This is a genomic window from Paraglaciecola marina, from assembly GCF_004360155.1.
GTDB lineage: Bacteria > Pseudomonadota > Gammaproteobacteria > Enterobacterales > Alteromonadaceae > Paraglaciecola > Paraglaciecola marina.
Genome location: NZ_SAIS01000013.1, coordinates 88,812 through 102,732, shown reverse-complemented (window position 1 = coordinate 102,732; position 13,921 = coordinate 88,812). Strand labels below are relative to the sequence as shown.

At 40.5% G+C, this 13,921-nt stretch carries 11 protein-coding genes; 10 read left to right on the top strand and 1 reads right to left on the bottom strand.

Annotation, left to right across the window (positions count from 1 at the left end):
• Positions 1-403: 403 nt before the first annotated feature.
• Entirely contained in the window at positions 404-574 is a 171-nt protein-coding gene (locus EOK74_RS21225) for a helix-turn-helix domain-containing protein (protein WP_205964686.1), read from the top strand.
• Between the two features lie 135 nt (positions 575-709).
• Positions 710-1,192 carry a VOC family protein gene (locus EOK74_RS17345; RefSeq protein WP_338047282.1) on the top strand — a complete coding sequence of 161 codons (483 nt, stop codon included), beginning with the start codon at positions 710-712 and terminating at the stop codon, positions 1,190-1,192.
• A 36-nt stretch (positions 1,193-1,228) separates the two neighbouring features.
• Here the strand turns inward: EOK74_RS17345 and EOK74_RS17340 are convergent, their stop codons facing one another.
• Positions 1,229-1,600, bottom strand: coding sequence for a nuclear transport factor 2 family protein (locus EOK74_RS17340; RefSeq protein ID WP_133471369.1), 372 nt, complete (start codon positions 1,598-1,600; stop codon positions 1,229-1,231).
• A gap of 344 nt (positions 1,601-1,944) precedes the next feature.
• On the opposite strand from EOK74_RS17340, the gene EOK74_RS17335 reads away from it, so the two are divergent.
• The 8 genes from EOK74_RS17335 (at position 1,945) to EOK74_RS17300 (ending at position 13,852) form a co-directional block, all read left to right on the top strand.
• Positions 1,945-3,066, top strand: coding sequence for an efflux RND transporter periplasmic adaptor subunit (locus EOK74_RS17335; RefSeq protein ID WP_133471368.1), 1,122 nt, complete (start codon positions 1,945-1,947; stop codon positions 3,064-3,066).
• A complete protein-coding gene (locus tag EOK74_RS17330) occupies positions 3,063-6,191 on the top strand; it encodes an efflux RND transporter permease subunit (protein WP_133471367.1) in 3,129 nt (1,042 codons plus the stop codon). Before EOK74_RS17335 ends, EOK74_RS17330 begins: the two co-directional genes overlap by 4 nt.
• 133 nt (positions 6,192-6,324) lie before the next feature.
• A complete protein-coding gene (locus EOK74_RS17325; RefSeq protein ID WP_133471366.1) occupies positions 6,325-8,100 on the top strand; it encodes an aminotransferase class III-fold pyridoxal phosphate-dependent enzyme in 1,776 nt (591 codons plus the stop codon).
• A 2-nt stretch (positions 8,101-8,102) separates the two neighbouring features.
• Positions 8,103-10,811: a glycosyltransferase gene (locus EOK74_RS17320; RefSeq protein ID WP_133471365.1), complete on the top strand. Its 2,709-nt coding sequence runs from the start codon at positions 8,103-8,105 to the stop codon at positions 10,809-10,811.
• 2 nt (positions 10,812-10,813) lie between these two features.
• Positions 10,814-11,689, top strand: coding sequence for an archaetidylserine decarboxylase (gene asd / locus EOK74_RS17315; protein ID WP_133471364.1), 876 nt, complete (start codon positions 10,814-10,816; stop codon positions 11,687-11,689).
• Between the two features lie 17 nt (positions 11,690-11,706).
• Complete coding sequence (locus EOK74_RS17310) at positions 11,707-12,336, top strand: hypothetical protein (protein ID WP_133471363.1); 630 nt, start codon at positions 11,707-11,709, stop codon at positions 12,334-12,336.
• Positions 12,337-12,704: 368 nt separating this feature from the next.
• Positions 12,705-12,926, top strand: a complete 222-nt coding sequence (locus tag EOK74_RS17305) for an addiction module protein (RefSeq protein WP_133471362.1) — start codon at positions 12,705-12,707, stop codon at positions 12,924-12,926.
• A 308-nt stretch (positions 12,927-13,234) separates the two neighbouring features.
• On the top strand, positions 13,235-13,852 hold the full coding sequence (locus tag EOK74_RS17300; RefSeq protein ID WP_239024152.1) for a hypothetical protein: 618 nt from the start codon (positions 13,235-13,237) through the stop codon (positions 13,850-13,852).
• Positions 13,853-13,921 lie beyond the last annotated feature (69 nt).

Sequence of the window (13,921 nt, the reverse complement as noted above, 5' to 3'; positions counted from 1 at the left end):
TGTTGTTAGTCACAATATAGAGGTAACTACTTTCTAAAATAGAAGGTGAAAGTAAATATTGTCTTGACGATAGCATTTGTCTACATAATTGTTTTTATATTCACCCACTTTATATAGCCTTAATACTGATTGGGCTAAGGCTGTGTCATTAAAACATATTGATCAGATTATTCAGTCTACATTTATTGTGTGGGAATATGAAAAGTGGCATTTTAGTGATGAATAATTGAGTTATACCAAAATATCAAATTTGTTCCTTTCGGTCACTGGGACAAAATATGCCTAGTAAGCAAACTAGTCGGTTAGATGTCGGGTTAAATACGTAATCGACAATGACAGAATTAATGAATACTCTTTATTCTTGAATATAGAGAGAAACTTAATGATTCTAAAATAACTATTCATTAGTCATTGTCTTTCACAGGAGCAATTAGCTCAAATATCAGGGTTAAATGTACGCACAATTCAACGGATTGAAAGTGGCAATAATGCAAGTCTAGAATGGCTTAAATGTATCGCTGCTGCACTTGAGGTTGATATTTCTACTTTGAATCAAGAGAAATTTACACCATAAAAAAATAATAATGTTAATTATTTATAAGCTGCTCATGGGGCTAGCCAAACTTGGTTCGCCACTATGGCTAAAGTTTTTTGTTAATTATACTTTGCGTCATTACAGGATACAGACGAACTAAACTAAGAGGTTAAGATGAAAGCTAAGTTATATATTTTATTATTTGTAGTTTTCTTAACTGGTTGTGTAACAGCACCAGTTTCCCAAACATCAACTCATATAGGTGAATCAGCTATGAAATTAGGTAATTTTTCTGTCAGTCTCACTGTTAAGGATATTGAAAAATCTAGAGTCTTTTATGAAAAGCTAGGTTTTACGGTACGAGGGGGGGATCAGGCTCAAAATTGGTTAGTGCTTCAAAACGAACAAACTATCATAGGTTTGTTTCAGGGCATGTTCGAAGATAACATATTAACATTTAACCCCGGCTGGGATAACAATGGCAATAAGCTTGCTAACTTCACTGATGTTCGTGAACTTCAAAGTACGTTAAAAGCAAGTGGTATTACACCGCTAACTGAGGCTGACGAATCAACCACTGGACCTGCATATTTTATTATTGAAGATCCTGATGGTAACCAAATTATGGTTGATCAACATGTGTCTGCAGCCGATTAAACCTATTTGAATGGAACCCAAGTAGCCTTTAAAAGGCTATTTTTTTAGATCTGGGCCTGTTCCAACAAAGCCAACCATGCGGGATATTAGCCCGTCTTCTGTTTCAATAAAGTATTGGCCGTGTTGAATCATGTCTTTACCATCAGGCCCCTTTCCTCCAAAAGCAACGGTAGCCCGTGTCATACCTGCAGTGGTATCGCAGCCGACTACTTGGGCAGACCAGCCTGGGGCGTTCGCACTGAACATTCCAACATATTCATTTAAAGCTGTTTTTCCATCTATTGTTTGTGGCGTACGTGGATCATCGTATTTGATCTTGTCTTTAACCGATTGATCTAACTTTTCAAGCCGCTGTTCTGACGCAGTGCATTGCCATGCATCGAAGAAAGTTGTTATTGGATCTGCCATGATTCACTCCAGAATTATTGAAATTTTATTGTATACCACAGAACAAGGGCTTAGCGAGGGGATTGGTTCTTTTAACTAATCATAAGTTCTTTATAATTCTTCAATATTTAATACCCTTTAAATAATAATCACCACAGGTTAACAAAACTCATTATTTAAATTGTTTAAACACTGATCAAATCCATGGACTTCACTCGTAATAAGATTTTAGATTTGCGTTTTTGAGTTTTCAGATTGCTGCATGTTATCTAATACGTATTTAGTAACATTTACTTTCACTAATTCACTGCTTTCTTTTTTATAAATTAGTTAATATAGCGCGGTCAATTTTATAAGGATCTCTAATGCTCTTCACACTCACTAAGTTAAGACAACAACCCGCTTGGATTGCGCTGATTATATTTTTGTTGTTATGCATTTGGGTTGGCTCAGGTATGTTGACTGCCGAAGATAAAAAGCCCCCAGCTAAAGCCCATGCAGATGCTGCTTTGGTAAAAGTGACAGTAGAGCGCATGCAGGCGTCTGAAGTGACCCGTGAAATTACTTTATATGGCCGCACCGAGCCTAATCGAATAGCGAGTTTACGTTCAGAAGTAAAAGGCTTAGTCGAAGTTATTCATGTGCAAGAAGGCGAGCGTGTTAGTAAAGGGCAACTGTTGGTTAGCCTTGAAAGTAGCGATGCCGCCAGTCGATTAGCGGCTGCAAAGGCAACTTTAGAGCAAAGAGAAGTAGAGCTTAAAGGTGCTCAATCTTTAAAAGAAAAAGGCTATCAGTCACAAACCGCGTTAGCACAAGCCACAGCTAATCTTGAAATGGCAAAAGCAGACGTACGAGCGTATGAGTTGGCATTGTCCAGAGCAGAAATTATCGCGCCTTTCGATGGCGTTTTAAATCAGCGTTTTGTTGAAGTGGGCGATCTATTAAAAGATGGCGATAAAATTGCTGAGCTGGTGGACTTAAACCCACTAGTGATCAACGCCCAAGTCACTGAAGCAAATATTAAGAGCTTAACCAAGGGGCAGCCTGCATCTGGCAGAATGGTGTCTGGTGATTTTTTGCAAGGGAATATTCGCTATATTTCAAGTGTTTCTGAAGCCGGAACTAACACCTTTAAAGTTGAAGTGGCTGTGCCAAACCCAGACTTCTCCCAAGTTGCAGGTATGAGCACCGAATTAGCTTTACCTCTGCAAAAAACGTGGGCTGTTAATATTACTCCAGCGGTTATGACATTAGATGACGATGGTAATTTAGGGGTTAAAGTTGTAGTCGATGAGCATGTTAAATTTGTGCCCATCGATATTGTAAAGAGTGATAGTGAAGGCGTGTGGTTATCGGGTTTAGGTGAAACTGCCGATGTGATTACTTTAGGTCATGGCTTTGTACGTGATGGCGATAAAGTTGAAGCGGTTTATGCTGACAAAGTTTATAAAGAGTCTCAAACATTATCTTCAAAGGCTACGCAATGAATAGCATTATTACCGGAGCCTTAAGTCACAGCCGCACGGTATTGATGATATTTGTGTTGTTGTTGGTGTCTGGAGTGGTGACTTACGTAAATATTCCTAAAGAAGCCGAGCCAGATGTACCAATTCCTATCATCTATGTGTCCATTACCCATGATGGTATATCGCCAGAAGATTCTGAACGCATGTTGGTTAAGCCTATGGAGCGTGAGCTGCGTTCTCTTGATGGCCTAAAAAAAATGAGCGCCACCTCTGGTGAAGGGTTTGCAAGCATTACCCTTGAATTTATAGCTGGCTTAGATTCTGCTGCCGCTTTGGCTGATGTGCGCGACAAAGTCACCGTAGCCAAAGCTAAGCTCCCCTCTGAAACAGAAGAGCCTACTATTCATGAAGTTACGATAGCAGGGCAAAAAGCTGCGCTTACCGTAGTTCTGTCGGGCCCTGTGTCAGAGCGCGCTTTAGTGACGGTTGGCCGAGAGCTAAAAAATCGCCTTGAAGGACTGAGCGAAGTGCTTGAAGTCGATATAGGTGGAGACCGAGAAGATATCGTTGAGATTGTAGTCGACCCACTTTTAATGGAGTCTTACGGGTTAGATCAAACCGATATTCTTAATTTATTGTCACGAAATAACAAGCTTGTTCCTGCAGGGACTATGGACAACGGTAAAGGTAGCTTCGCGGTTAAAGTACCTTCGGTGTTCGAATCAGTAAAAGATGTCATGGAGCAGCCTGTAAAAGTGCAAGGTGAAAGCGTGATCACCTTTCAAGATGTGGCTCAGGTAAGGCGCTCTTACAAAGATCCAAGTAGCTTTGCTCGATTAAACGGTGAATCTTCGGTGTCGTTAGAGGTGAAAAAACGCCCCGGCGAAAATATGCTTGAGACAGTCGCTAACATTAAGAAGCTGGTGTCTGCGGCGCAAGCCTCTGCAATTTGGCCTGCGAATATTATGGTCAGTTACACAGGCGACCAAAGTATTGAAGTAAACACCATGCTCAATGATTTACAAAATAATGTCTCCAGTGCCGTTATTTTAGTGGCAGTGGTGATAGTGGCAATATTAGGGCTGCGTACTGCATTTTTGGTAGGGGTTTCAATTCCTGGTGCTTTTTTGACAGGGATATTAATCATCTCTTTGTTTGGTTACACCTTAAACATGGTGGTGTTGTTCTCACTGATTATGGCTGTGGGTATGTTGGTCGATGGGGCGATAGTTGTCACTGAATATGCCGACCGCTGCATGAGCGAAGGCCTAGATAAAAAAGTTGCTTATAGCCGCGCAGCCCAGCGTATGGCTTGGCCTATTATTGCATCAACCGCCACAACACTTGCTGCATTTGCCCCCCTAATGTTTTGGCCGGGTATGATGGGTGAGTTTATGAAGTATTTACCCTTTACCCTCATTGCGGTGTTGTCTGCTTCTTTGCTTATGGCGTTAATTTTTGTACCTGTGCTTGGCGGGGTATTTGGAAAACCTCGTTATATTTCTGATTTTGATAAACAACAAATACATGAAGCTGAAAATGGCGATATTCGTAATTTACAGGGTTTTACTGGTAAATATATTCGTGTACTAGATACCGCTATTCGCCACCCATGGAAAATGTTATTGCTGGCAATAGTGGCGGCTATTCTTTCTTTTAGCGCCTATTACATGTCTGGTTTAGGTACACAGTTTTTCCCTAATGTAGATGTAAAAGGCATTAATATTACGGTTCGCAGTGCTGGTGATATGTCTATCTATGAAAAAGACCAAGTTGTCAAAAAGGTTGAAGACAGACTGCTTGATATGGAAGAGATAGAAACCTTATATGTACGCAGTGGAGGTACCGATAGAGTAGGTTACTTACGCCTTAATTTAGTTGATTGGCATTTACGGGTACATTCAGATGAAGTGCTCAAAAAAGTACAGCAAAGAGTGGCTGACTTAGCAGGCATGGACATCGAAATCTCACTTGATCAAAACGGCCCTCAGTCGGGTAAAGATTTGCAAATTCAGCTGTCATCAAGGTTTCCTGAACTGTTAGACGAAGCGGCCTTAAAAGTCAGAGCGGCGCTAGATGCAAACGATAAGTTTAATGCGGTAAGTGATACTGCGCCAAAACCGGGAATAGAATGGCAGCTTAAGGTCAACAGAAGCGATGCAGCTAGGTTTGGAGCAGATGCCACCTTGGTGGGAAGCACAGTACAACTTGTGACGAACGGCTTAAAAATAGGGGAGTATCGCCCTGATGACGTAGACGACGAATTGGATATTTTGGTGCGCTACCCAGTGGACTCCAGATTTATCGGAAAATTAGATGAGTTAAGAATGAAAACCGCCAATGGCATGGTGCCTATTTCTAACTTTGTAGAGCGCACCCCCCAACCTAAAACAGATTTGATTCGACATATAGATAGTCAACGTGTGCTTATGGTTGAAGCCAATATGGCACCCGGCGAATTGCTGAGTATCGAGTTACCTAAGTTACAAGAACAACTGCCTGATTTGAATTTAGATCCAAGGGTGACCTTGATGGTGAAAGGTCAAAACGAAGAGCAAGACGAATCAACCGCCTTTTTATCTAATGCATTCTTAGTGGCTCTATTTGTGATGGCTATTATTTTAGTCACCCAATTTAATAGTTTCTATCAAGCTTTTCTGATCTTAAGTGCGGTGCTGTTTTCAACGGTAGGGGTGTTTTTAGGGTTACTCATATTTCAGCAACCATTTGGCATCGTTATGTCGGGTATTGGGGTGATTTCATTGGCCGGTATTGTAGTAAATAACAACATTGTGTTGATTGACACTTACAACATATTGCGCAAAGAGGGCTTGCCCTACATGGAGGCGATACTGCGCACCGGGGCGCAAAGATTACGCCCAGTGTTAATGACAACTGTAACCACTATCTTAGGATTGTTGCCTATGGTGGCCCAAATCAATATCGACTTTATTGGTCGTAATGTAGATATAGGTGGCCCATCGACAGAATGGTGGTCACAATTGGCTACTGCAGTGGCTGGTGGTTTGGCCTTTGCTACAGTACTTACCTTAGTGCTAACTCCTTGTTTGCTCGCGTTAAAAGCAAGAACCGAAGCTAAAAAGTATCAGGCAACCTATAAGCCTGAAGCTGCAATTACAGAGTAATCATATTACTTCAAGCTGAAACAATGCCCTGCTTCAGGGCATTGTTAACTGTAATAAAACAGTCTCAAAACTGAAATAAATTATTCAAAGTAGCGTGCTAGCTTATGCAAAACCTGACGACTAACCGGGTCACATGCAACAGACTAACATTTACTATTTTATTTTGGCACTGATTAGCATTTACCTTATTTACAAGGTGGCTATTCGACTGCAACTTTCAAAAGCCAAACACCCTTCGTTACGGGGCCACAGTAAATGGTCGCGACGTATAGCCGGTAAAATTCCTTATTTTACCTATCAAGACTCAGTTTATTTTTGCTCAGATGGTGCCCCTAAAGACATTGCAGAGAAGCGCCGTGCAGCCTTACAGCGGTTACAGCAAAGCATAGCTGCTAAATGCAGCCAAACCATTGCTCGCTATGAGCCACTAGAAGAAAGTGTCTCTGACGTTAGATTTACTAGCCATTACCGTATTCCTTTTCCGTTTCGTAGCAAGTTAGCAAAAGAATTTACTTTAGGCTCTATCGCCGATGAAACCAAAGGCTCACAAGTTAAAGATCTCGATGGCAACTGGCGTTATGACCTTTCTGGCTCATATGGCGTGAATGTATTTGGTTACGATTTTTACAAAGAATGCATGAGTGTTGGCTCAGAAAAAGCCAAAGTACTTGGGCCTGTTTTGGGGGCTTATCATCCGTTAATTACCGAAAACGTAGAGTTAATTAAACAAGTCTCGGGTTTAGACGAAGTTTCTTTTCATATGTCTGGCACCGAGGCGGTGATGCAAGCTGTAAGGCTAGCCCGATACCACACAGGTAAAACCCACTTAGTTCGATTATGTGGTGCTTATCACGGCTGGTGGGATGGGGTACAACCAGGCATTGGTAACAACCGTAAAACTCACGATGTATACACACTCGCTGATTTAAGTGAGCAAACCTTGCATATACTCAATACCCGTAAAGACATAGCTTGTGTGTTAATTAACCCTTTGCAGGCGTTTCATCCCAACGCTGATTCGGCGTCCGATGTATCTTTAGTGGCAAGCGATAGGCAAACCCATTTCGATAAAGAAGCCTACTCACAGTGGCTCGGCAAAATAAGAGCCATTTGCACTAAAAGAAACATAGTGCTGATTTTTGATGAAGTATTTACTGGCTTTAGGTTAAGCCATCGCGGTGCCCAAGGTTTCTTTGGGATTCAAGCCGATATGGTGACCTATGGTAAAACCCTAGGTGGCGGTTTTCCGGTAGGTGTAGTGACAGGCACTCACCAATTAATGAAACGCTTTAAAGATGACAAGCCGGTGGATGTGTCTTTTGCTAGAGGGACCTTTAACTCACACCCCTATGTTATCGCTGCCATGAACGAATTTCTTACTCGGGTGCAACAGCCAAACATTCAAGAGATTTACGCCAAAGCCGAACAGGTGTGGAACAGCAGGGTCGCTAAGTTCAACCAAGCATTATCGGCTGCCAAGTTGCCCATTCAAATCACCAATATGCATTCTATTTTATCTGTGATTTATACCCAGCCGAGTCGTTACAACTGGATGCTGCAGTTCTATCTTAAAGATGCAGGCCTAGAACTAAGTTGGACGGGTACAGGCCGCTTCATCATGAACTTAAGCTATACCGACCAAGAGTTTCAGCAAGTCATTGAGCGCTTTGTTGCGAGCGCTACACAAATGCAAGCTGATGGCTGGTGGTGGAGTTCAGCAGCTCTTACTAACAAGGCCATAAAAAAGCAATTTTTAAACGATATGTTGAGAACTAAGTTCCCAGCGATGGGACGGTTTTTAGACTCGCCTTTAATTGATCAAAGCCTCAATACCAGTGAACCGAGCGGTGCATTCAATGAAATGAGTTCTGCCCCCTCAATCAGTAGTAACAGCGATAAGGTGGGTTAAGTATGTTGAACGTAACAAATCAAATGCCGCAAAATGATTTTCGCGCATCATTAAAAAACGAATATAACGAATTTTTAGACAAACAAAGCCGTCGCTTTAATACAGAAGATTGCTTAAAAATTGATTTTCACTGTCACGATCATAACAGTGATATTCCCGATGAGTTATGGGGCCGAATTTTACGTTTGCCAGAAACTTGGCTAAAAACTAAAAAGCTGGTGAATCTTTTAAAGAAAAACGGTAGTGATGTAGTAACGGTAACTAACCATAACAATGCGCGTTCATGTTGGGACTTACAAGCCAAAGGTGTAGACGTACTAGTTGGGTCTGAGTTCACCTGTTTTTTCCCAGAATATGATTTGTTTATTCATGTTTTAACTTACGGTTTTACCCAAGAACAAGAAATTATACTTAATAAAAAACGCCAGAATATTTACGACTTTTTACGTTACGTAGCCGCCGAAGATATTCCGGTGATCATGCCGCACCCTTTATATTTTTATACCCGTAACGAAAAAATAGATTTAGACCTGTTTGAAAAACTTGCTGTGATGTTTTCTCGGTTTGAAGTGTTAAATGGTCAGCGTGATCTATGGCAAAGCGTGTTAACCCTGAACTGGGTTGAAAGCCTCACCCCAGCAAAGATTATCTCTTACGCTAAAAAGCACGATTTAAACCCAGCTGATTTTGCCGTAGACCCATACAAACCTAAAGTGTTAACGGGCGGGTCGGATGATCACACTGGCATATTTGCGGGTCAGTGCGGCTCTATGTTGTATGTTGAAAACCTGCAAGAGCGGCTAAAAACTCAACCTGCATCTGAGCTAGTCTTAGAAGCCCTTAAGAAAGGCGATGTAGCGCCGTTTGGTCAAGTGGGCGAGAACCAGAAATTAAACATAGCTTTGTTAGATTATTTCTCTCAAGTTGCCACTAAAATTAAAGATCCTGGCTTGTTCCGCATTATGTTACACAGAGGCTCTACATGGGACAAAATCGGTTGTTTTGCAGTGAGTAACTTGTTGCTTGAAATGCAAAAACATAAGAAAACCATGAAGTTTTTCTCATTTGTACACGAGGCGCTACAAGGCAAAAAGCCAAGTAAGTTACTAAAGTGGCAAGTGTCTAAAGATTATAAGTTTTGTATAGGTCAGTTAGAAAAAATCGCTGATAGCAAAAAGCTTGGGCCAGAAGCCTTTACCGAGACTGTTAACGAAGCCATTGCTGATTTGTTTACTAACTTAAACAAACTTATTGCTACACGCCTTGAAGCTGAACTCAAGGGCAGTAAGGGTTTACAGTTAGAAAGCTTCTCAATGGAAGAGATGACGCAAAAATTCGAGATACCCAGTCAGCTAACAGCGCTGTTTTTTGGTGATGGAAAGCGCCAAGACAATATGAGTAATGTACGGGTTGAGAAAATGCTCGATAGCTTGTCATTCCCTATTTTGATCAGCTTGATTTTGGCAGGCTCTACTTTGGCTTCTACTCGGGTGTTATATCAAAACCGAACACTGTTAAATCGCTTTGCTGGGCAAATTGGTAAAAACAAACACGCCAATCGTGCTTTGTACCTTACCGATACCTTGCTAGATAAAAACGGTGTGTCTAATTCACTGTCGGGCAAACTAAAAGAGGTACAAAGAGCTGATTTACCCGTTGATTTTCTTATTTGTCATAGCACTGCTGAATCTGCACCACACTTGCATGTTGTTAAACCCATCACAGAGTTCGAACTAGAAAAATACGGAGAACAAGTGATCCGTATTCCCGATTTAATGGAAATCGCTAAGATTTTCTACGAAGGTGGTTACGACCGTATTGTGTGTTCAACCGAAGGGCCAATGGCCTTGGTATCTATGTTTATTCAGCAGATGTTCAATGTGCCCAGTTACTTCTTTATGCACACCGACTGGATTGATTTTATTAAACATACCACAGACCTAAATCAATATGGTCGTGACCGTATTCGCCGCTTAATGCGGGCCTTATACAACCGTTACGATGGTGTATTTGTGCTAAACAGCGAACACAAAGAATGGCTAATTGGTCACGAAATGCAGTTACCAAAAGAAAAGGTATTACTAACAGCTCATCATACTCAACCAAGAGATTTAGGTGCTCACAAAATCAGCAAATCTAGCATTGTCCCAAATGCAACTGATGCTACCCCAGTGCTTTTTATTGCGTGCCGTATCAGCAAAGAGAAAGGTATTTTCGACTTGCCCGAAATTGTCAAGAAAGCCAAGCAAACTATCCCCGACTTGAGGATAGTGGTTGCAGGCTCAGGCCCTGCTCTAGAAGAGTTGAAAGCCGTTATGCCAGAGGCTATTTTTCTGGGTTGGCAAAGTAAGAAAGAATTAGCTTCTTTGTATTTAAGCCTAGACTTGTTCGTATTTCCTTCCCGGTTCGACACTTTTGGTAACGTTATTCTTGAGTCTTTTGTGCATGGCATGCCAACCCTTGCCTACAACTGTAAAGGGCCAAAAGATATTATCGAGCACCATAAAAGTGGTTTCTTAGTCGATTCAACATCTGAAATGGCCGAGAGTATTGAGACTTTTTTTGCAGATAAATCTCTGCAACACAGTATGTCCCAGCAAGCTGTGCTTCGAGCGACCCAGTACCAAGCTGAACCTATCATGCAGCAGTTTTTGAGTGACATGGGACTAGAGTTACCGCTTATGTACAACAATCAAAGAACGGTTGCTTAAGCATGAATAGCGCGGTTCAAGCTCTCACTAAAAAAGAACAACTCAACTTTTTGCTAACTAACCGTATTCCGCGGCGTTGGTTAACCTTTTTTATTGGCTGGTACAGTCAAATTCAAAGCCCATTACTGACAAAAGTATCTATCTGGGTGTGGTCATTGTTTGCCGAGGACTTACGCCTTCAAGATGCTCAAAAACAGCGTTTTAATAGTTTAGATGAGTGCTTTACTAGGCAGCTTAAAGAAGGGCTGCGCCCCGTAGAGCAAGATGAAGATATAGTGACCAGTCCATGCGATGCCATTGTGGGCGCTCATGGTGAAATACTTGGCTCGAGAGTGTTTCAGGCTAAAGGGTTTCCTTATGACATTAGTGAATTGATACCCGATAGGTACCTTCAAGAAAAGTACAAAAACGGCAAGTTTGTCACTCTAAGATTAAAGTCGAGCATGTACCACAGGTTTCATGCGCCAATTGCCTGTGACGTGAACAGAGTGTCTTATATTTCTGGTGATACTTGGAACGTTAATCCCGTTGCATTAAAACGGGTAGAAAAGCTATTTTGCAAAAATGAAAGGGCGGTTATCGAATTACATTCAGATAAGCCAAATAGCAGCATTACCTTGGTGCCAGTGGCCGCTATTTTAGTGGCCAGTATGAAGTTTAATTTTTTGTCAGAAACACTGAGCCTTAAATACAAAGGGCCAAACATATTGCCATGTGAGGCTTCATTCTCTAAAGGAGATGAAATGGGATATTTTCAACATGGCTCCACCATTATTTTATTCGCAACTGCTAATTATGAATTCTGTGAAGGGATCGAAGAGGGAGTTGCTATCAAAATGGGCCAAGCATTAATGACTGGCCACTCTACGTTTAATTAATAATCAAAGGCAATAACATGACTTTTTTACAAGAACTACAACAACAACGCTGGGATGATCACCGCTATTATCATCACAATAGAATCAATCAGTTTTTGCATTTATTAAGTGCAATGTGCTTTTTAGCGAGTTACGTATTGGTATTTTTCTACCCTGCTATTGCCGCATTAGTGGGCTGGTTACTAGCTATGACGTTACGCCAAACAGGGCACTTTTTCTTTGAGCCACTAGATTACGACAAGGTAAACAAAGCCACTCACGAATACAAAGAAAGCGTTAAAGTGGGTTACAACCTACAGCGCAAGGTAGTGTTGTTATCTATTTGGGCTTTGGTTCCTATTGTGCTGTTTTTTGAGCCTAGCTTTTTTGGGCTGTTTACGCCTGCTGTGGACTTTGTTGGGTTTGTCGATAACATGGCAATAATCTGGTTAGTGGTAGGTTTAGGGGCAATCGCATTTAGAACCGTACACTTATTCAAATTGATGGGTGTTCAGTCTGGTTTAGTATGGGCAAGCAAAATCATCACAGACCCGTTTCACGATATTAAGATCTATCACAAATCTCCTTACTTCATCATGAAAGGCGAAATGTACGACAACATGGAAGATTGGTACGAAGAAGCCTCTTTTGAGAATAAAGTCTTGTAATCGAATATTTAAACCTAGCTTTATAGCTAGCTTTTAGGAATAAGAGATAAGAAAAACAAGATAAAATAAAAGCAGAAGCAGTTAGTTGAGCCAGTGTTTTACCGAAAGGTATAACACTGGCTTTTTTGTTTTGTGGCGTGGCGCAACCAATATATTCACAATGCTCATTTTTATGTGTTTCGTTCATCGTCACTTCCCGCTATGCCCATTTCATGTTGAACGATACAGATATAGTAAATGTGCCGTATAACAGCAAGGTCTTGGAGCTTTTATGGATATAAATATTGCTAGCCACTCATGAAAATATCTAGCTTTTCTAATATGTTTTTAATGTTATTGTTGATACTTATCGATAACGGAGATGTTATATGTCTGATGCGTTGAAAGTTATGCTTGAAAATATAGAGCAACTTAGCTCTAAAGAGAAAGCATTGGCTGCTCACTGTCTTCTTACTGCGATGAATTCAAAGTCAGATGATAATGTAGATGCGGACTGGTTGAAGTTGGCGGAGTCACGTAGTGCAGATCTTGAATCAGATAAGGTAAAGGGACTTTCTTGGGAAGAGATTAAAAGCGAAATATTAAGTTAATGCTTCCCATTATCCTGATGTTCAGTTTGAAATTAAAGACTCATTTGAATGGTATCAAAAACAATTTAAAGGGTTAGGGCATGACTTTATTCAAGAGTTAGAAGAGTCTTATCAATCTATCCGTTAACTTCCTTTTTTTTGGCCAAAAATGGGGCAGTTTCATCGTCGTTACATCTTAAGTCGTTTTCCATTTTCGGTGATATACAAACTTCAATAAATACTTACCTAGACACCCATTCTAAAAAAGTAACAAAAAATCAGCTTTGTTCTAGGCTTTAATGTATTTATTGAAACCAAGGATGGTCGCTATGCCTCAGTCCCGTAAATCTCAAATTAGTTTAATTGATACCCCTCCATTTTTGATATATAGCTTGTTAAAACAGCAGTTTATGGATAATTTACTACTTGGAGATCTAATTCAGCTCAACGCTGATGATGAACAACACATACATGGAGATTTAATTGTGAATAAATTCTTTTATATTGTTTTATTATTTTTAGTATCTAGCATTTTTCAAAGTTGTGGAAGAGATGCGAATGCAGTTACTGTTTCACCTGAAATAGAATACGAAATATTGCATGAGTCAGATCATAACGAATATGGAGATTATACCAGTAAAGCAGCCATTGTTATTGATAGCCAAATTGCCTATGAAAAAGAACTTGTTTTAAGAACTAGTGATTTAACAACAGATGTCAATTTCAACGAAGAGTCTATTTTATTAATTGATATGGGGGTTAGAGGCACGGGAGGACCTAGCATCAATTTAATTAGTCTGGTAGATAATGGCGACCATATAGTAGCTACTATTGAACTTAATGTTACTCCTGGTGCGTTACAATGGGTAACGAACCCTTATAAATTTATAAAAATTAAATCTACAAAAGAAATATTGTTTGTCGAGCAGTTAAGTACTGATAGTTAAAAAACAATACGCTTAATTCGAGACTAATAGGTTAGCAAAGGTGATGCACGTCTAACTTGAAGTTGGGAA

What these genes read in the sequence shown, in the direction of transcription:
- EOK74_RS17345 (WP_338047282.1), top strand. Translation starts at nt 710, where the DNA reads ATGAAAGCTAAGTTATATATTTTATTATTTGTAGTTTTCTTAACTGGT.
- EOK74_RS17340 (WP_133471369.1), bottom strand. Translation starts at nt 1,600, where the DNA reads ATGGCAGATCCAATAACAACTTTCTTCGATGCATGGCAATGCACTGCG.
- EOK74_RS17330 (WP_133471367.1), top strand. Translation starts at nt 3,063, where the DNA reads ATGAATAGCATTATTACCGGAGCCTTAAGTCACAGCCGCACGGTATTG.
- EOK74_RS17320 (WP_133471365.1), top strand. Translation starts at nt 8,103, where the DNA reads ATGTTGAACGTAACAAATCAAATGCCGCAAAATGATTTTCGCGCATCA.
- EOK74_RS17305 (WP_133471362.1), top strand. Translation starts at nt 12,705, where the DNA reads ATGTCTGATGCGTTGAAAGTTATGCTTGAAAATATAGAGCAACTTAGC.
- EOK74_RS17300 (WP_239024152.1), top strand. Translation starts at nt 13,235, where the DNA reads ATGCCTCAGTCCCGTAAATCTCAAATTAGTTTAATTGATACCCCTCCA.
- EOK74_RS17325 (WP_133471366.1), top strand. Translation starts at nt 6,325, where the DNA reads ATGCAACAGACTAACATTTACTATTTTATTTTGGCACTGATTAGCATT.
- EOK74_RS17335 (WP_133471368.1), top strand. Translation starts at nt 1,945, where the DNA reads ATGCTCTTCACACTCACTAAGTTAAGACAACAACCCGCTTGGATTGCG.
- asd (WP_133471364.1), top strand. Translation starts at nt 10,814, where the DNA reads ATGAATAGCGCGGTTCAAGCTCTCACTAAAAAAGAACAACTCAACTTT.
- EOK74_RS17310 (WP_133471363.1), top strand. Translation starts at nt 11,707, where the DNA reads ATGACTTTTTTACAAGAACTACAACAACAACGCTGGGATGATCACCGC.